Raw genomic sequence first — 18372 nt, 5'->3', positions numbered from 1 at the left:
TGTTTCGCTACGGAATATTCCGTCTGGTGGAATCTACAAATGGGCGGATGTGTGCTCAGGCGTTGCGGTCGGCGACCAGGGCGTAGGTCTGGTCGGCGATCTCCAGCTCCTCGTCGGTCGGCACCACGGCGACGGCGACCCGGGCGTACTCCGGCGAGATGAGCCGCGCCTCGTCGGAACGTACGGAATTGAGCTCGCCGTCCACCGCGAGACCCAGCTCCTCCAGGCCCGCCACCGCCGCCTCGCGCACCGGGGCCGCGTTCTCGCCGACGCCCGCCGTGAACGCGATGGCGTCGACCCGGCCGAGCACCGCGTAGTACGCGCCGATGTACTTCTTCAGGCGGTGTACGTAGATGTCGAAGGCCAGCGCGGCCTCCTGGTCGCCCTCGTCGATGCGGCGGCGGATCTCGCGCATGTCGTTGTCGCCGCAGAGCCCGATCAGACCGCTCTTCTTGTTGAGCAGGACGTCGATCTCGTCGATGGACATCCCGCCGACCCGGGCCAGATGGAAGATGACCGCGGGGTCCATGTCGCCGGAGCGGGTACCCATCACGAGCCCCTCAAGCGGTGTCAGACCCATCGACGTGTCCACGCACTTTCCGCCCCGAACCGCGCTCGCCGACGCGCCGTTGCCCAGGTGCAGCACGATGACGTTGACGTCCTCGGGCGCCTTGCCGAGCAGCTCCGCGGTCTTGCGCGAGACGTACGCGTGCGAGGTGCCGTGGAAGCCGTAGCGCCGCACGCGGTGCTGGTCGGCGGTCCGCACGTCCATCGCGTAGCGCGCCGCGGACTCCGGCATCGTCGTGTGGAACGCGGTGTCGAAGACGGCGACCTGCGGCAGGTCGGGGCGGAGCGCCTGAGCGGTGCGGATGCCGGTGATGTTGGCCGGGTTGTGCAGCGGCGCCACCGGCACCAGGCGCTGGATCTCGGCGAGCACCTCGTCCGTGACGACGGTCGGCGCGGTGAACTTCAGGCCGCCGTGCACCACCCGGTGGCCGATCGCGGCCAGCTCGGGGGAGTCCAGGCCGAGGCCGTCGGCGGCCAGCTCCTCGGCGACGGCCTTCAGCGCCGCCTCGTGGTCGGCGATCGGCTCCTCGCGCTCCCGCGACTCGGCGCCGCCGCCGGTCAGCGGGGTGTGCTTGAGCCGTGAGGTCTCCTCGCCGATCCGCTCGACCAGGCCGACGGCGAGGCGTGAGCTGTCCCGCATGTCGAGGAGCTGGTACTTCACCGACGAGGAGCCGGAGTTGAGGACGAGTACGCGCGTGGCGGTCACTGAATTGAGGCGCTTTCTGTGGGGGGCTACTGAGTGGGGGTCTGGGCCTGGATCGCCGTGATGGCGACGGTGTTGACGATGTCCTGGACGAGCGCGCCGCGGGACAGGTCGTTGACCGGCTTGCGCAGGCCCTGCAGGACCGGTCCCACGGCGATCGCGCCGGCCGAGCGCTGCACGGCCTTGTACGTGTTGTTGCCGGTGTTCAGGTCCGGGAAGATCAGCACGCTGGCCTGGCCCGCGACGTCCGAGTCCGGCAGCTTGGTCGCGGCGACCGAGGGCTCCACGGCGGCGTCGTACTGGATCGGTCCCTCGATCTTCAGGTCGGGGCGGGTGGCCCGCACCAGCTCGGTGGCCGTGCGGACCTTGTCGACGTCGGCGCCCGAACCGGACGTGCCGGTCGAGTACGAGAGCATCGCGATCCGCGGGTCCACGCCGAACTGCTCGGCGGTGGCGGCCGCCTGGACGGCGATGTCCGCGAGCTGCTCGGCGTTCGGGTCCGGGTTCACCGCGCAGTCGCCGTACACGAGGACCTTGTCGGTGAGGCACATGAAGAAGACCGAGGAGACGATCGATGCCTCCGGCTTGGTCTTGATGATCTCGAAGGCGGGCCGGATGGTGGCGGCGGTGGAGTGCACGGAGCCGGAGACCATGCCGTCGGCGAGGCCCTCCTGCACCATCAGTGTGCCGAAGTAGTTCACGTCCGCCACGACGTCGTACGCCAGCTCGACGGTGACGCCCTTGTGGGCGCGCAGCTCGGCGTACTTGCCGGCGAAACGGTCCCGCAGCTCGGAGCTCTGCGGGTCGATGAGCTCGGAGTCGGCGAGGTCCACGCCGAGGTCCGCGGCCTTCTTGCGGATCTGCTCGACCGGGCCGAGCAGCGTCAGGTCGCAGACGCCGCGGCGAAGCAGGACGTCGGCGGCGCGCAGGACGCGCTCCTCGGTGCCCTCGGGCAGGACGACGCGGCGCCGGTCGGAGCGGGCCTGCTCCAGGAGCTTGTGCTCGAACATCATCGGCGTGACGCGGTCGCTGCTGGGCGCCGAGACGCGGTTCAGGAGGTCCGCCGTGTCGACGTACCGCTCGAAGAGGCCGAGGGCCGTCTCCGCCTTGCGGGGCGTCGCGGCGTTCAACTTCCCTTCCAGCGCGAAGAGTTCACCCGCGGTCGGGAAGGAGCCGCCGGAGACCGCGATCACCGGGGTGCCGGGGGCGAGGCGGTCGGCGAGGGTGAGGATCTCCTGGCCCGGCTGCTCGTTCAGGGTCAGCAGGACGCCCGCTATCGGCGGGGTGCCCGCGCTGTGCGCGGCGAGCGAGCCCACCACCAGGTCGGCGCGGTCGCCGGGGGTGACCACCAGGCAGCCCGGGGTCAGGGCGTTCAGGAAGTTCGGCAGCATGGCGCCGCCGAAGACGAAGTCCAGGGCGTCACGGGCCAGGCCCGCGTCGTCGCCGAGCAGTACGCGGCCGCCGAGGGCGTGGGTGATCTGCGCGACCGTGGGCGCGGAGAGCGCGGGCTCGTCGGGCAGCACGTAGCAGGGCACGGGCAAGCGGGCCTCAAGACGCTCGTGGATCTCGTCGCGGTCGGCAGGGGCCACCCGGTTGGTGATCATCGCGAGGACGTCGCAGCCCAGGCTGTCGTACGCGCGGTAGGCGTTGCGGGTCTCGGCGCGCACCGACTCGGCGGGCTGGTTCTTGCCGCCGACGACGGGGAGCACGGAGGCGCCGAACTCGTTCGCGAGCCGTGCGTTCAGCGCGAGCTCGTCGGGGAGCTGGGTGGCGGCGAAGTCGGTGCCGAGGACGAGGACGACCTCGTACTCGCGCGCGACCTGGTGGAAGCGGTCCACGAGCCGCGAGACCAGTTCGTCGGTGCCCTGCTCCGCCTGGAGCGCGGACGCCTCGTGGTAGTCCATGCCGTACACGGTGGCGGCGTCCTGCGAGAGGCGGTAGCGGGACCGCAGCAGGTCGAAGAGGCGGTCGGGCCCGTCGTGGACGAGCGGGCGGAAGACGCCGACCCGGTCGACCCGGCGGGTGAGGAGTTCCATCACTCCCAGCTCGACGACCTGGCGGCCGTCGCCGCGGTCGATCCCGGTCACGTACACGCTGCGCGTCACGCGTGCTCTCCCCTTCTTCGCTGCCTGCTCAGGAATGGACAAATGGCCCGATATCGCGGCCATGCCCTCTTGACAATACCTCTGCGGCTGGCTAGGTCGCCCGCCGGACGAAAGGTCCGGGGTCAAGGGCCATAAGGCCCCTTCCCGGGGATCGCGCGCGCATCCGTCGGACATCCGTGAGCGGCGACCCCCTTCCGACCGTGGAACAATCGGACCGGCTCACAAGTACCAACAGCGAGCAGGAGACACAGCGCGATGCGTATCGGAATTCTCACCGCGGGCGGCGACTGCCCGGGCCTCAACGCAGTGATCCGGTCGGTCGTGCACCGCGCCGTCACGCACTACGGCGACGAGGTCATCGGCTTCGAGGACGGCTACGCGGGCCTGCTCGACGGGCGCTACCGCCCCCTCGACCTCAACGCGGTCAGCGGCATCCTGGCCCGCGGCGGAACGATCCTCGGATCCTCCCGCCTGGAGCGCGACCGGTTCCGCGCGGCCTGCGAGAACGCCCCCCAGCTGGCCAAGGAGATCGGCTTCGACGTGCTGATCCCCATCGGCGGCGAGGGCACCCTGACGGCCGCGAAGATGCTGTCGGACGCGGGCCTGCCCGTGGTCGGCGTCCCGAAGACGATCGACAACGACATCTCCTCCACGGACCGCACCTTCGGCTTCGACACCGCCGTCGGCGTGGCCACCGAGGCGATGGACCGCCTCAAGACCACCGCCGAATCGCACCAGCGCGTGATGGTCGTCGAGGTCATGGGCCGGCACGCGGGCTGGATCGCCCTGGAGTCCGGCATGGCGGGCGGCGCCCACGGCATCTGCCTGCCCGAGCGCCCCTTCGACCCCGCCGACCTGGTCGCGATGGTCGAGGAGCGCTTCTCGCGCGGCAAGAAGTTCGCGGTGATCTGCGTCGCCGAGGGCGCGCACCCGCAGGACGGCACGATGGACTACGGCAAGGGCGCGATCGACCAGTTCGGTCACGAGCGTTTCCAGGGCATCGGCACGGCCCTCGCCTACGAGCTGGAGTCCCGCCTCGGCAAGGAGGCCAAGCCGGTCATCCTCGGTCACGTCCAGCGCGGCGGCACCCCCACCGCGTACGACCGCGTCCTCGCGACCCGCTTCGGCTGGCACGCGGTGGAGGCGGCGCACCGCGACGAGTACGGCAAGATGACGGCGCTGCGCGGCACGGACATCACGATGGTGCCGCTCGCGGACGCGGTCACCGAGCTGAAGACCGTGCCGAAGGACCGGATGGACGAGGCCGAGTCGGTCTTCTGAGGTCCCGGCGGGGCCGGGGCTTCAGCCCCGGCCGCCCCGGACCAAAGTCCAGAAATGTTCGAGGATTCGGTCCAGGAAGTCCCGCCCGGCCTCCCCTGACGCGTCGGATCCCGCCCCGCCGCCCCAGCTCAGCGTGCGCGCCATCCGCGACTGGTAGTCGTCGTGCATCTGCCGCAGCGCGTCCTCGACGTGCCGCCGCTCCACGGGCAGCAGCTTGCCGACCGGCCGCACATAGCCCTGCCAGCGGGTGGTGACGGCGCTGCGCAGCAGCTCGGCGAGCGGCTCGGCGCGCCCGGTCACCTGGACGAAGTCGGGCAGCGCGAGATCGAGGACCCGGGCGAGCGCCGCGGACTGCCGCTCGTTCCCGCGCCAGGTGCCGGTCTCCTCCATGCGCAGATACGCCTGGAGCTCCACGCCCGCCGCGCGCGCCACGTCCTCGGGGGCGAGCCCCCGCGCGAGCCGGTGCTCGCGCAACGTCCGCGCCGCGCCCATGAGTTCACCCGGTGAGCACCACAACGTCGCGGCCAGGGCGGTGAGTTCCGCCGAGGTCGGCGAGGCGATCCCGCGCTCCCAGGCCACGATCGTGTCGGGCGTGATGTGGGCGAGCCCGTAACTGGCGCGCATGCCGTACGCGACGTGGCCCGGCGCCATGCCGAGCGCCTCGCGCAGACGGCGGGCGGCCGGGAAGTCGAAGGGCGGCGTGGGCTGGCTCGGTTGCACGGGCACACGGTATGGGGGTGAGGGCCCGGCGACTACGGTGCGTTCATACGAGGTTGCGGATTGGTGGGAAGCTACGGGGCCGCGGGGCCACGGGGCCACGGGGTCGCGGGGTCGGGTGGGGCGGGCGGTGCCGGTCAGCTCTTCGGGCGGCCCTTGAGCCAGCCCTCGGCTCAGCCCTTCACCGCGCCGCCCAGTGCGAAACCGCCGCCCAGGCGGCGGGAGATCAGGACGTACAACAGGATCACCGGCGTCGAGTACAGGATCGAGAACGCGGCCAGCTGGCCGTAGACCACGGTGCCCTTGTTGCCGAAGAAGTCATTGATGCTGACCGACGCCGGCATCTGTTCCGGGGTGAGCAGGAGCATGAAGGGGACGAAGAAGTTGCCCCACATCATGACGAATGAGAAGACCGTCACCACGGCGACCCCGGGGCCCATGAGCGGCAGCACGATCCTGACCAGGGACTGGAACGACGACGCGCCGTCCGTCCATGCCGCCTCCTCTAGCTCCTTGGGGACGCCGTCCATGAAGTTCTTCATCAGCCAGATGGCGAAGGGGAGTTGGGACGCCGCGAAGAAGAAGATCGTGCCCTGCATCGTGTCGATCAGGTCGACCTGGACGAACAGCGCGTACACCGGGACCATGATCGCGGTGATCGGCAGGCTCGTCGCGAACAGGATCGTCAGCATGAACGGGCGGTTCAGGCGCGACGTGTAGCGCGAGAGCGGGTAGGCGGCCAGCGCCGCGCAGACCACCGTGAGCAGGGTGCCCCCGCCGCAGAGCAGCAGGCTGTTGAGGAGCGGGGTGAAGGTGATCTCCGGAGTGAGGACCTGGTCGTAGTTGTCCAGGGTCAGGCCGTCGGGTATCCGGACCCTGAGGTCCGCCTTCGGGTCGAAGGAGGACAGCACCACCCAGGCGAGGGGGAGCACGAACGCGGCGGCCACGGTCAGCAGGCCCGCGTCGGCGGCCAGGCGGCGGGTGGTGCGGCGGGAGAGCTTGGTGGCCACGGCTCAGACCTCCGTACGCAGCAGGCGCATATAGACCAGGGAGAACAGGGAGCCGACCAGGAGCAGCAGGAGGGCCACGGCCGTGCCGTAGCCGATCATGCTCTTCTGGAAGGCCTGTTCGTACATGAACAGGGGGAGGGTCTGGCTGCGGTTGCCGGGGCCGCCGCGCGTCATCACCCAGATCAGGCCGAACACGGAGAGGGTCTGGAGGGTGTTCAGCATCAGGTTCGTGCCGATCGAGCGGCGGATCATCGGCAGCGTGATGTGCCACATGCGGCGCCAGCCGCCCGCGCCGTCCACCTCCGCGGCCTCGGTGATCTCCTTGGGGATCTCGTTGAGCGCGGCCGAGTAGACCAGCATCGAGAAGGCCGTTCCCCGCCAGACGTTCGCGAACGACACCGCCAGGATCGGGAGCGTGAACATCCAGTTCTGGGACGGGAGATGGAGGAAGTCCAGGACTGCGTTGAGGGTGCCCTCGCGGCGGAAGAAGGCGTAGAGGAGGAAGCCCGCGACCACCTCCGGGAGGACCCAGGCCGTGACGATGATCGCGCCGGTGAGGGTGCGGACCGGCTTCGACGCGCGCTGCATGAGGGAGGCGAGGGCGAGGCCCAGGGTGTTCTGGCCGATCAGGGAGGACAGGACGGTGAAGACGAGGGTCAGCCAGACGGCGTTGAGGAAGCGTTCGTCGCCGAAGGCTTCGCGGAAGTTGTCCAGGCCCACGAAGTGGGATTCGGCCTGGCCGGTCAGTTGGAGGTCGGTGAAGGCGATGTAGGCGCAGTAGGCGATGGGGCCGGCGAGGAAGATGAGGAGGAGGATGGTGGCGGGGGAGACGGGGAGGGCGCGGAGCAGGGCTCGGGTGGTGCGGGCTCGGGCTCCGGCTCGGGTGGTTCCGGGTGCGGTCGTCACTGGGGGCACTCACTCTCTGCGGGGCGGTGCGGGTGCGCGGGGGTTCGCTCCGTTTTCCGTGGGGCGGGGCCGCGGCGGTATGTCCGTCCTCGCTATCCCGGTGCACCGCCACCGTCATGTACCTCGGCACGTGGCCTCATGTGCTCCGGGCGGACATACCGCCGCGTCCCCTCCGGTCTCTGTCGCGGCTGCGGGCCGGTGGGCCGTGCAGGTTCCGCTGCGGGCCGGTGGGGGTGTTCCGCTGCCGCGCCACCAAGGGACTATTTGTGGGTGACCTCGCCGTCCGTTGCGGAGTCGACTTCGTCGTCGTAGGTGCCGGCCGCCTTTTCGACGGAGCTGTCGCCCGTGGTGACCGACTCCATCGCTTCCTGGATGGCCGTGGAGACCTTGGGGTACGCGGGGTAGGCGGGGCGGTAGTGGGTCGTGGTGACCAGGTCGGTGAAGAACTTGATGCCGGGCTGGGCCTTGACGTACGCGGGGTCGGACGCGACGTCCTTGCGGACCGAGATGCCGGAGTTGGCGATGTACCACTTCTGGGCGTTGGTCTTGGTCTGCATCGTCTCGATGAACTTGAAGGCCAGGTCGGGGTTGTCGGCCTTGGCGGGGATCGCCCAGGTCCAGCCGCCGGACATGCTCACCTTGCCGGGGGCCTGGCCGTGCTGGGTCGGCATGGCGGCGAGGCCCAGCTTCTGGGACCACTCGGGCCATGCGTGGCCCGCGCCCTTGCCCCAGTCCTGGGGCAGCCAGGAGCCGTCGAGGTTGATGCCCAGCTTGTCCTCGGGGAGGAGTTCGCCGCGTACGCGGGTGGCGAAGTTGGGGTCGAGTGCGTCGGAGACGTCCGGGCCGAGCTTCTCCTTGTAGACCGTCTCCACGAAGCGGAGCGAGTCCTTGAAGCCCTTGCTGCCGGTGACCCACTTCTTTGACTTCGGGTCGTACAGGGGGTTCTTGCCCGTGCCGTACGCCAGCATCTGGAAGCCCTGCATCGAGGCGGTTTCACCGGCGGGCTTGCCCGTGTAGACGTTGAGGGGGGTGACTCCGGGGACCTTCTTCTTGATGGTGCGGGCCGCGGACAGGACGTCGTTCCAGTCCTTCGGCTGCCAGTCGGCGGGCAGGCCCGCCTTCTTGAAGATCGCCTTGCTGAACCAGAGGCCACGGGTGTCGGTGCCGTCCGGTACGCCGTACGTCTTGCCGTCGGCCGCCTTCGCCGCCGTCTTGGACGTGTCGATGAACTGGTCCCAGTCCTTCCACTTGTCCAGATAGGTGTCCAGCGGCTTCAAGTACCCGCTGGTGATGTCCGAGTTGATGAGGAAGGTGTCCTCGTAGACCAGGTCGGGTGCGGTCTTCGGGGAGCGCAGCATCTGCTGGAGCTTGGTGTAGTACTCGGAGTCCGGCGCCTTGATCGGCACCAGCTTGACCTTCTTGCCGGGGTTCGCGTCCTCGAACTGCTTCTTGACGTCCGCCAGATAGGTGTCCATGACCCTGATCTGGTTGTCCGTGGACTGTTTGAAGGAGACCTTGACGGTGTCCGGGTCGTCGCCGGATCCGCCGCCGCACGCGGTGAGGGTGCCGGCGGCGAGCAGGGCGGTGGCGGCGAGGAGCAGCGGGGTGGTGGTGGGGCGCACGGGCACGACCTCCTACGGGCCGACGCGGCTGGGTTGCCACGCGGGGCTGCAGCGCGGGTTGCTGCCCGGTGAACGTAAGGGCGTGATCGGAACAAGGTCAATGCCCGTGCGGGGGCTGGGCGTTGAGGCTTGTCATCATCGTGACAACGTTGTTATTGGCCGGGTGTGGGTGGGGCCCCGGACGTGTCCGTTCACTCTGGGGCGGGGAGCCGGCGGTACACCAGTTCCGGCCGTCCGACATGGCCGTACTGCGGGCTGCGGGCCGCGCGCGCCGTGTCGACCAGATGCTCCAGGTAGCGCCGCGCGGTGATGCGGGACAGGCCCGCCGCCTGGGCGGCCGCGGTGGCGGTCAGGCCGTCGGGGGCGGCGCGCAGGGTGCGGACGACGCGTTCCAGGGTGGGGCCGCTGAGGCCCTTGGGCAGGGCGGCGGGGCCGGGGGCGCGCAGCGTGGCGAGCGCGCGGTCCACCTCGTCCTGCCCGGTGGCCTCGCCGTCGGCGGCGGCCGAGCGGAACTCCGCGTAGCGGGTGAGGCGGTCGCGGAGGGTGGCGAAGGTGAAGGGCTTCAGGACGTACTGCACGACGCCGAGGGACACGCCCTCGCGGACCACCGCCAGGTCGCGGGCCGACGTCACCGCGATCACGTCCGTGGGGTGTCCCGCCGCACGCAGGGAGCGTGCCAGCTGGAGGCCGTGGCCGTCGGGCAGGTGCAGGTCGAGGAGGATCAGGTCGATCGGGGTGCGGTCGAGGACGCGGCGGGCCTCCGCGGCGGAGTGGGCCTTCTCGGTGGCCTCGAAGCCGGGGACGCGGTTCACATAGAGGACGTGGGCGTCGGCCGCGACGGGATCGTCCTCGACCACGAGTACGCGGATCACTCGGTGCCTCCGTGGGCGGTGCGGTCGCCCGTGGGCGGGTCGGTGATCGTGCCGTGGTCCGGCGCGGGGGCGGGCACGGTCACCTCGAACTGCGCGCCGCCCTCCGGGGATTCCTCGATGGTCAGGGTGCCGTTGTTGCGGGTGACCGTCTGGTGGACCAGGGCCAGGCCGAGGCCGCGGCCGGTGGACGCCTTGGTCGACCAGCCGCGTTCGAGGACCGTCTCGCGCTGTGCGGGGTCGACGCCGGGGCCCGTGTCGCCGACGCGCAGCAGCAGGCCCGCCGCGTCCGCCCGTGCCGTGACGGTGACGCGGGCGGCGGGGGAGCCCTGGGCCGCGTCGACCGCGTTGTCGATGAGGTTGCCGAGGATCGTGACCAGGTCGCGGGGCGGCAGGGACGCGGGGAGCATGCCGTCGTCGATGCTGCTGTCCTGGGAGACGACGAGTTCGACGCCGTGTTCGTTGGCCTGTGCCGCCTTGCCGAGGAGGAGCGCCGCGAGGACGGGTTCGCTGACCGCGGCGACGACCTGGTCGGTGAGTGCCTGGGCCAGTTCGAGTTCGGCGGTGGCGAAGTCGACGGCCTCGTCGGCGCGGCCGAGTTCGATGAGGGACACCACGGTGTGCAGCCGGTTCGCGGCCTCGTGGGCCTGCGAGCGCAGGGCGCGGGTGAAGCCGCGTTCGGAGTCCAACTCGCCGGTGAGCGCCTGGAGTTCGGTGTGGTCGCGCAGGGTCACAACCGTGCCGCGGCGTTCGCCTCCGGTCACGGGGGAGGTGTTGACGACGACCACGCGGTCGGCGGTCAGATGCAGTTCGTCGACGCGCGGCTCGGCGGCGAGCAGCGCCCCGGTGAGCGGTGCGGGCAGGCCGAGGTCCGCGACGTTGCGGCCCACGGTGTCGCCGGTGACACCGAGCAGTTCGCGGCCGCCGTCGTTGATCAGTGCGATACGGCGCTGTCCGTCGAGCATCAGGAGCCCCTCGCGCACCGCGTGCAGGGCCGCCTCGTGGTAGTCGTGCATGCGGCTGAGCTCGGCGGCGTTCATGCCGTGGGTGCTGCGGCGCAGGCGGGCGTTGATGACGTAGGTGCCGATGCCGCCGAGGACGAGTGCGGCGGCCGCGACGCCGAGCAGGGCGAGCAACTGGCCGCGTGCCTTGGCGGTGATCTCCTCGATGGTGATCCCGGCGCTGACCAGGCCGATGATCGGGCCGTCCGCGTCGTCGCCCGCGCGGATCGGGGTGACCACGCGCACGGAGGCGCCGAGCGTTCCCGTGTACGTCTCCGAGAAGGTCCTGCCGCGCAGCGCCTGCGCGGTGTGGCCGAGGAAGCGCTCGCCGATGTACCGCTCGACGGGGTGCGTCCAGCGGATGCCGCGCGGATCCATGATCGTCACGAAGTCGACGCCGGTGTGCCGCTGCACCCGGACCGCGTACGGCTGCAGCCGCCGGGTCGGATCGTCGTCGGCGATGGCCTCGCGTACGGAAGGGGAGTCCGCGACCGCCCGTGCCGCCGCGGTCGCCTGGCGCCGCGCGGCCTCCTCGGCCTGGTGCTTGTCGCTCACGTACGTGAAGAGCGCGCACCCGGCGACGACCACCGTGACCAGCACGATCTGCATCGCGAAGAGCTGGCCCGCCAGGCTGCGCGGCAGCCTGCGCGGGCGGGGTCGACGGGTCCGGGGCATGCGGCAAGTCTGCCTCGTCGGTTAAGTACGAACTAAATGAACGCAAGGGTGACCGCCCTCACACGGCGAGAGATAGTCACCGGGATCGCGCAGGACATGAGCCGATCGCCCAGGACGTGAGCCGCACGCACTGCAGGCACCATCAACGCCGACGTCGTCGTTCAAGGAGGGCCCCCGTGACCAGCACGGCCGACCCACAAGCGGCACCCGCAGCCAAGCGGGACCGCACGCACTACCTCTACATCGCCGTCATCGGCGCCGTGCTGCTCGGCATCGCCGTCGGCTTCATCTGGCCGGACTTCGCCAAGGAGCTGAAGCCGGTCGGCGCGGGCTTCGTGAATCTGATCAAGATGATGATCTCGCCCATCATCTTCTGCACGATCGTGCTCGGCGTCGGCTCGGTGCGCAAGGCCGCGAAGGTCGGCAAGGTGGGCGGGCTCGCGCTCGCCTACTTCATGGCGATGTCCGTCGTCGCGCTCGCCATCGGCCTGATCGTCGGCAACATCCTGCACCCGGGCTCGGGCATGGACCTCACCGAGTCCGTGAAGGGCGCGGGCCACACCGCGGCCGACGAGGCGGACAAGGGGCTCGTCGACTTCGTCCTCGGCATCATCCCGACCACGATGGTCTCCGCGTTCACCCAGCAGGAGGTGCTGCAGACCCTGCTGGTCGCGCTGCTCGTGGGCTTCGCGCTGCAGGCCATGGGCCGCTCGGGCGAGCCGGTCCTGCGCGGCATCGAGCACATCCAGAAGCTGGTCTTCCGGGTGCTCGGCATGATCATGTGGGCCGCCCCGGTGGGCGCGTTCGGCGCGATGGCCGCCGTGATCGGCGAGACGGGCGTGGACGCGCTCAAGGCACTCGCCACGATCATGATCGGGTTCTACGTCACCTGTGCGCTGTTCATCGTGGTCGTACTGGGCACGCTGGTGAAGCTGGTGACCGGCGTGAATCTCTTCCAGCTGCTCAAGTACCTGGGCCGCGAGTTCCTGCTGATCCTCTCCACCTCCTCGTCCGAGTCCGCGCTGCCGCGGCTCATCGCGAAGATGGAGCACCTGGGCGTCAGCCGTCCCGTCGTCGGCATCACCGTTCCGACGGGCTACTCCTTCAACCTCGACGGCACCATGATCTACCTGACCATGGCCTCGCTGTTCATCGCCGACGCGATGGACCAGCCGCTCGGCATCGGCGAGCAGATCTCGCTGCTGCTCTTCATGATGATCGCGTCCAAGGGCGCGGCGGGCGTGTCCGGTTCGGGCATCGCGGTCCTCGCCAGCGGACTCCAGTCGCACAAGCCCGCCCTCGTCGACGGCGTCGGCCTGATCATCGGCGTCGACCGCTTCATGAGCGAGGCCCGCGCCCTCACCAACTTCGCGGGCAACGCGGTCGCCACACTGCTGATCGGCACCTGGACCAAGGAAGTCGACAGGGAGAGGGTCGCGTTGGTGCTCTCCGGCCGACTGCCCTTCGACGAACGCACGTTGATCGACGACGGCCACGGGGCGCCGGGCCGCGGCGACGCGGGCGACGACGACGCCGTGCCGGAGCAGCGCGGCGACGGCAAGGAGCCGGCCAAGGTGCTGTAGTGCCCTGACCGGACGGATCGACCCGCGCCGTCCGCGACGTACGAGAGCTTCCCCCTCGTACGCCGCGGGCGGCGCTTCCGCATGGGGAGAGGGACGGGGCGCGGGCACGGGCCCGCGCGTCGTCAGGAGAGGCCCGCGATGATCTCCCGCGTCCGCTCCGCGGAGACGCCCGCGGTCATCAGCGCCGTCGACGCGGCGGCCAGGCCCGCGTCCTTCGGGTCGAGCAGTCCGTCGTTGACGGCCTCCATCAGGCCGAAGAGCTGCTGCTCATGGACGTACGAGAGGGCGGCGGGCGGCAGTGTCGAGGTGAACTCGCCTTTTTCCAGGCCGAGTTGGAGTACGTTCACGCACTGCTCGCGGACCGGGGCGAGGCGCTGCCTGATGCCCTCCATCGCGACGCTGCGCTGGGCGAGCGCGATCAGCAGGCGGTAGCCGTCGGCGATCTCCCAGACGGCGACCATCGAGTGGGCGAGCGATTCGGCGGGGTCGTCGGAGCGGGCCCGGCCCGAGGCGTGGGCCGCGGCGACCGCCTCGACCGCGCCGTCGATGAGCGCGCCGATCAGGGCCTCCCTGCTGGGGAAGTGGCCGTACACCGTCCTGCGGACGACGCCCGCCGCGCGCGCGATCTGGTCCATCGACGCGTCCGGGTCGCGCAGCAGCTCGGCGAGGGCCACCTCCAGGATGCGGCGGCGGTTGGCGTCGGCTCGGCTCATGGGCTCCATTGTGCACGCGGCCTTCCGAGGGGGGTTCCGGGCTTCGCCGCGGGGGTGGTTCCCGCCTGTTTGCACAGAGGTGTGCAGTGGCGTAAGTTGCACACTCGTGTGTAATTGCACAGTGCTGTGCAAGGTCACCGGGCAGGCAGAACGTAGATGGACCATGGAAGGGTGAGGCTTCGGTGGCTCTGCTCATGAAGCAACCGGTCGAGGAGATGAAGCAGCCGTACGCGCGGCGCTGGTGGGCACTGCTCGTGCTCTGCCTGAGCCTCCTGATCATCGTGATGGCGAACACGGCACTGACCGTCGCCGCCCCCGACATGACCAAGGACCTCGGGCTCTCCAGCTCCGACCTGCAGTGGGTCATCGACGGCTACACCGTCCCGTACGCCGCCCTGATGCTGCTGCTCGGCGCGATCGGCGACAAGTACAGCCGCCGCGGCGCGCTCGTGCTCGGCCTCGTCGTCTTCGGCGCCGGATCGGTCGCGGGCTCCCTGGTCGACAGCTCCGGCGGGGTCATCGCGGCCCGCGCGGTGATGGGCTTCGGCGCGGCGATGATCATGCCCGCCACGCTCTCGCTGCTCGCCGCGACGTTCCCGCGCGCCGAGCGGGCCAAGGCGATCGTCCTGTGGACCGCCACGGCGGGCCTCGCGATCGCGGCAGGACCGCTGGTGGCCGGTGCGCTCCTGCAGAGCCACGGCTGGGCGTCGACCTTCCTGATCAACGTGCCGATCGCCGCGCTCGCGATCGTCGGCGCACTCGTCCTCGTACCGCCGTCCAAGGCCGGACACAGCAACCGCATCGACTACGTCGGCGGCGCGCTCTCCGTCATCTGGACCGGCGCGCTCGTCTACATGATCATCCAGGGCCCGCACTTCGGCTGGGACGCCAAGGCGATCTCGGCGGCGGTCGCCGCGGGCGTCGGCCTGCTGGCCTTCGTGGCCTGGGAACTGCGCTACCCGCACCCGATCCTGGACGTCCGCCGCTTCCTCGACCGCCGCTTCGCGGGCTCGAACCTCGCGGTCGCGCTGTTCTTCCTCGCGGTCTTCGGCGCGTTCTACTACCTCACCCAGCACCTCCAGTTCGTGCTCGGCTACAACCCGCTGGAGACCGGCGTACGCATGCTGCCGCTCGCGGGCGCGGTCTTCGTCGGCTCGGCCCTCACGGGCTATCTGACCCCGCGCATCGGCATGAAGATCACGGTGACGGCGGGCATGGTCGCGGGCACGGCGGCGCTCGCGCTCCTGACGCGGGTGGACGCGTCCTCCGCGTACGGCGACTTCGTCGCGCCGCTGATCATCCTGGGCCTGGCCATCGGCCTCGCGCTCTCGCCCTGCACCGACGCGATCATGGGTGCGTTCCCCGAGTCCGAACTGGGCGTCGGCGGCGCGGTCAACGACACCTCCCTCGAACTCGGCGGCTCGCTCGGCATCGCCATCCTCGGCTCCGTGCTCGCCAGTTCGTACTCCTCGAAGCTGTCGGACGCGGCGGCGGCCTCCGGGACGAAGCTGCCGGACGGCACGCTGGACACCGCACAGGACTCCGTCGGCGCGGGCTACGCGGTGGCGCAGGGCATCGGCGACAAGGCCAAGGAGGTCGCCGAGCAGGCGGCGCACGCCGGTTCGCCAGGCCAGGCGGCCCAGCTCAAGGCCCAGGCCGAACAACTCGCCCAGGGCGCCCACAAGATGGCCGACTCGGTCGGCTCCGCGTTCTCGGACGCGGTGGCCCACACGAGCCTGATCGGCGCCGTGATCCTCGGCGCGGGGACGGTCCTTGTGGCCGTGCTGCTGCCGAGGAAGGGGCGGGCGGCCGCCGCGGACCCGACCCCGGCGGCCTCCGTGGCTGCCTCGGGGAAGGCTGCTTCGGAGAAGGCCGTGGAGGAGCTTCAGCGGTAGCGGTCGTGGTGGCGTAGAGGCCACACGGTGCGACGGGTGCGGAACTCACGCGGAGTTCCGCCCCCGACTGCTGTCGGGCGCGGGCCGGGTCTTTCGACCCTATGGGCGGGAATGCCGCCTTTGTTAGCATCGATGGCTCTGTCGTCCGTTCCGACCCGCAGCCGTGGAGGCCCCTCGTATGTCCCAGTGGGCGGTCATCGCCGTCGCCCTCTCCTGCGCGGCCTCCCTGATGAGCCTGGTCTCGTTGGCCAAGACGGTCATGGGGAACCGGCGAGAGGACCGGCGCCGTGCCCTGAGCGGCCCCGACCCGGTCTGCGGATGCGGCCACCACGTGGCCTTCCACGACCCCGCCGAAGGCATCTGCCACTCCCCGGCGCAGGTGGCCGTGGAATGGGACTGGACCGGCGAGCCCAGCAAGTTCGAGGAACGCCGCTGCTCCTGCCGCACCTACGCGGGCCCCGAGCCCCTGCCCTCGTACCACGTGCCCGAACTCGCGACGAAGCACGCCACCCACGACCAGAGCGTGTTCGGCGGATCAGCCCGGTGACGTGAGGGCGTAGGCGATGGCGGCCTCGGGATCCGTGTCGTAGCCGATGTGGAACGCGGACTTGTAGGCGTCGTCGCCGATGAGGCCGCGGGCCTGCTTCTCGCAGGCGTTGCGCGCGGCCACGAGTTCGGGGATGCCCGACTGGGGGGTGCCGACGCTGTGCCAGAGCTGCTCGGCGGTACCGAGGAGCCGGGCGGCCTGCCCGGCGTACCCGGAGGCGAGGGCCGTGGCGGCGAGCAGGTCGACGGCCATGGCGATGCCGACGCTGTCGTGGAGGCGGTGCTTGCCTGCCACGGCGCCGCGGGCATGCGCCGCCGCGTGCTCGGTCCGCCCGAGTCCCAACTCGGCGAGGGCACGCATGTACTCGCTCCAGGCCCGGCACCAGGTCTCGCCGCACCCGGCGCACGCCGCGCTCGCCTCCTCGGCGACGGCCACGGCCTCGGTGAGCTGCCCTAGGTGGACATGGGTCATGGCCCGGGAAGCACGTGCCATGAACCATGCCGCTCGATAGCGCCCTTCGGCCGGCGGGGAGCACGGGGCTTCGTCGAGAGCCTCCGCCGCCTGCGCGTGCAGGCCCCTTGTCACGAGACTGGCACCCTTCAGAACGGCGACGGCGGCCGGAATGGTCGCGTCGGCCTCCCGCAGGTGTTCCGTGGCGGCTCGGAAGGCGGCGTCGAGACGGGCTCCGGCCGCCGCGTCGCCCTGGGTGATGGCGGTGGCGCCGCAGGCCCACAGGGCCTTGGCGCGGACGGGGCCGGGGGTCGGGTCCAGGTCCAGGGCCCGGCCCAGGAAGTGCCTGCCTTCCCTGGAGAAGCCGCAGGCCACCCAGAGGAACCACAGCGCGCCGCCCATGTCCATCGCGCTGTGCCCGTCCCGTTCGGTGAGGCAGAAGTCCAGTGCGGCGCGGAGGTTGGCGTGTTCGGTGGTCGTCCGCTCGTACCAGGTGAGCTGTTCCGGTCCCATCCAGGCGGCGTCCGCTCGGTGGACGAACGCCCGGTAGTGCTCCCGGTGGCGGTGGCGCAGGGTGTGTTCCTCGCCGAGGTGGCGCAGCCAGTGGGCGCCGAACTCGCGGATGGTGTCCAGCATGCGGTAGCGCGGCCCGGGGCCGCCGCCCGGTGCGAGGGTGAGGAGGGACTTGTCCGCGAGTCCGGCCAGGAGGCCGGGGACCGTGCCCCGGGGCAGCCGCTCGTCGGCGCACACCGCCGCCGCCGCGTCGGCGTCGAAGCCGCCCGCGAACACCGAAAGCCGTGCCCAGAGCAGCCGTTCGGCCGGGTCGCAGAGTTCGTGGCTCCAGCCGATCGCCGTGCGCAGGGCCTGATGCCAGGGCGGATCGGCCTCGTCGACCACGGTGTTGGTCTCTCCGAGGACGGCGAAGCGGTCGTCGAGGCGTGCGGTCAGCTCGGCCATGGTCAGCTCGCGCAGGCGGGCTGCGGCCAGTTCAAGGGCGAGAGGCAGGCCGTCCAGGCGGCGGCAGAGGCGTACGAGATCGGGGCGGTTGGCGTCGGTGACGGCGAAACCGGGCACCGAGTCGGCGGCACGCGCGGCCAGGAGGTCGACCGCATCCGCCTCGCCGTGGTTCCCGTCCCGGTCCTGCACCGGCATCGGCGCCACGGTGAGCAGCCGCTCCGGGCGGATGCCGAGGAGGCGGCGGCTGGTCGCCAGGATCCGCAGGCCCGGCGCCGCCGCCAGCAGCTCCTCGACCACCGGCGCGCAGGCGTCCGTCAGATGCTCGCAGGTGTCGAGGACCAACAGCAGCTCCCGGTCGGCCAGGTACTCGGCCACCACCTCGGTCATCGGCCGTGTCGTCTGGTCCGCCAGTGGCAGCGCCTCGGCGATGGTGTGCGCAAGGAGCGCGCCGCGCCGCAGGGCCGAGAGGTCCACCCACCACGCTCCGTCCCGGAAGGACGGCTGTGCCTCGTACGCGGCTCGCAGGGCGAGGCGTGTCTTGCCCACGCCGCCGACGCCCGTCAGGGTGACGAGGCGGGAGTCGCCGAACAGCCGTTGGATCTGGGCCAGTTCCGCGCATCGCCCGATCAACTCCGTGGATTCCGTGGGCAGGTTGTCCGCGAGCTGTCCCTGCGTGGTCATGCTCGTCCCCTCGTCGGCTTCCGAGAGGGGCAGCCTGACGCCTCCTGCCCTGCCGCGTGGCCGCTTGCCGGTAAGTGACCGATTGTGATG

At 70.8% G+C, this 18372-nt stretch carries 14 protein-coding genes; 4 read left to right on the top strand and 10 right to left on the bottom strand.

What is annotated here, in order from left to right; translation table 11 throughout:
* Positions 1-55: 55 nt before the first annotated feature.
* Positions 56-1273: an acetate kinase gene (locus tag ACFWZ2_RS26680; protein WP_384549799.1), complete on the bottom strand. Its 1218-nt coding sequence runs from the start codon at positions 1271-1273 to the stop codon at positions 56-58.
* Between the two features lie 26 nt (positions 1274-1299).
* Entirely contained in the window at positions 1300-3375 is a 2076-nt protein-coding gene (gene pta, locus ACFWZ2_RS26675) for a phosphate acetyltransferase (protein ID WP_384549798.1), read from the bottom strand.
* Positions 3376-3630: 255 nt separating this feature from the next.
* On the opposite strand from pta, the gene ACFWZ2_RS26670 reads away from it, so the two are divergent.
* Positions 3631-4656 (top strand): 6-phosphofructokinase, encoded by a 1026-nt coding sequence (locus ACFWZ2_RS26670; RefSeq protein ID WP_384549796.1) that lies wholly within the window; start codon positions 3631-3633, stop codon positions 4654-4656.
* Positions 4657-4677: 21 nt separating this feature from the next.
* On the opposite strand, the gene ACFWZ2_RS26665 is transcribed toward ACFWZ2_RS26670, so the two are convergent.
* The 6 genes from ACFWZ2_RS26665 to ACFWZ2_RS26640 form a co-directional block, all read right to left on the bottom strand.
* Complete coding sequence (locus ACFWZ2_RS26665) at positions 4678-5307, bottom strand: XRE family transcriptional regulator (protein ID WP_384549877.1); 630 nt, start codon at positions 5305-5307, stop codon at positions 4678-4680.
* Positions 5308-5546: 239 nt separating this feature from the next.
* Positions 5547-6383, bottom strand: coding sequence for a carbohydrate ABC transporter permease (locus ACFWZ2_RS26660; RefSeq protein WP_384549794.1), 837 nt, complete (start codon positions 6381-6383; stop codon positions 5547-5549).
* Between the two features lie 3 nt (positions 6384-6386).
* Positions 6387-7289: a carbohydrate ABC transporter permease gene (locus ACFWZ2_RS26655; RefSeq protein ID WP_384549792.1), complete on the bottom strand. Its 903-nt coding sequence runs from the start codon at positions 7287-7289 to the stop codon at positions 6387-6389.
* Between the two features lie 260 nt (positions 7290-7549).
* Complete coding sequence (locus tag ACFWZ2_RS26650) at positions 7550-8917, bottom strand: extracellular solute-binding protein (protein WP_384549790.1); 1368 nt, start codon at positions 8915-8917, stop codon at positions 7550-7552.
* Positions 8918-9102: 185 nt separating this feature from the next.
* Positions 9103-9783: a response regulator gene (locus ACFWZ2_RS26645; RefSeq protein ID WP_384549788.1), complete on the bottom strand. Its 681-nt coding sequence runs from the start codon at positions 9781-9783 to the stop codon at positions 9103-9105.
* On the bottom strand, positions 9780-11456 hold the full coding sequence (locus ACFWZ2_RS26640) for an ATP-binding protein (RefSeq protein ID WP_384549786.1): 1677 nt from the start codon (positions 11454-11456) through the stop codon (positions 9780-9782). The genes ACFWZ2_RS26645 and ACFWZ2_RS26640 overlap by 4 nt, the downstream gene beginning before the upstream one ends.
* Before the next feature lie 176 nt (positions 11457-11632).
* Between ACFWZ2_RS26640 and ACFWZ2_RS26635 the strand changes: the two genes are divergently transcribed.
* Complete coding sequence (locus ACFWZ2_RS26635) at positions 11633-13039, top strand: cation:dicarboxylate symporter family transporter (protein WP_384549784.1); 1407 nt, start codon at positions 11633-11635, stop codon at positions 13037-13039.
* 122 nt (positions 13040-13161) lie between these two features.
* On the opposite strand, the gene ACFWZ2_RS26630 is transcribed toward ACFWZ2_RS26635, so the two are convergent.
* Positions 13162-13752: a TetR/AcrR family transcriptional regulator gene (locus ACFWZ2_RS26630; RefSeq protein ID WP_384549782.1), complete on the bottom strand. Its 591-nt coding sequence runs from the start codon at positions 13750-13752 to the stop codon at positions 13162-13164.
* 194 nt (positions 13753-13946) lie between these two features.
* Here ACFWZ2_RS26630 and ACFWZ2_RS26625 point away from each other — a divergent pair, with 194 nt between their 5' ends.
* Both ACFWZ2_RS26625 and ACFWZ2_RS26620 read left to right on the top strand, forming a co-directional pair.
* Positions 13947-15647, top strand: coding sequence for an MFS transporter (locus ACFWZ2_RS26625; RefSeq protein WP_384549875.1), 1701 nt, complete (start codon positions 13947-13949; stop codon positions 15645-15647).
* 178 nt (positions 15648-15825) lie between these two features.
* Complete coding sequence (locus ACFWZ2_RS26620; protein WP_384549780.1) at positions 15826-16194, top strand: hypothetical protein; 369 nt, start codon at positions 15826-15828, stop codon at positions 16192-16194.
* Here ACFWZ2_RS26620 and ACFWZ2_RS26615 read toward each other — a convergent pair.
* Complete coding sequence (locus ACFWZ2_RS26615) at positions 16183-18282, bottom strand: ATP-binding protein (RefSeq protein WP_384549778.1); 2100 nt, start codon at positions 18280-18282, stop codon at positions 16183-16185. The two genes, ACFWZ2_RS26620 and ACFWZ2_RS26615, sit on opposite strands and share 12 nt — an antisense overlap.
* Between the last annotated feature and the right edge of the window lie 90 nt (positions 18283-18372).

Origin of the sequence: Streptomyces sp. NPDC059002, from assembly GCF_042740435.1 — a bacterium.
Taxonomy (GTDB): Bacteria; Actinomycetota; Actinomycetes; order Streptomycetales; family Streptomycetaceae; genus Streptomyces.
Note: the sequence above shows the minus strand (reverse complement) of the source record. Positions and strands in the feature narration are given on the sequence as shown.

Bases quoted from the DNA above. Each gene is read 5' to 3' on its own strand.
- ACFWZ2_RS26665 (WP_384549877.1), bottom strand. From the start codon at position 5,307: ATGGCGCCGGGCCACGTCGCGTACGGCATGCGCGCCAGTTACGGGCTC.
- ACFWZ2_RS26625 (WP_384549875.1), top strand. From the start codon at position 13,947: ATGAAGCAACCGGTCGAGGAGATGAAGCAGCCGTACGCGCGGCGCTGG.
- ACFWZ2_RS26630 (WP_384549782.1), bottom strand. From the start codon at position 13,752: ATGAGCCGAGCCGACGCCAACCGCCGCCGCATCCTGGAGGTGGCCCTC.
- ACFWZ2_RS26615 (WP_384549778.1), bottom strand. From the start codon at position 18,282: ATGACCACGCAGGGACAGCTCGCGGACAACCTGCCCACGGAATCCACG.
- ACFWZ2_RS26670 (WP_384549796.1), top strand. From the start codon at position 3,631: ATGCGTATCGGAATTCTCACCGCGGGCGGCGACTGCCCGGGCCTCAAC.
- ACFWZ2_RS26620 (WP_384549780.1), top strand. From the start codon at position 15,826: ATGTCCCAGTGGGCGGTCATCGCCGTCGCCCTCTCCTGCGCGGCCTCC.
- ACFWZ2_RS26640 (WP_384549786.1), bottom strand. From the start codon at position 11,456: ATGCCCCGGACCCGTCGACCCCGCCCGCGCAGGCTGCCGCGCAGCCTG.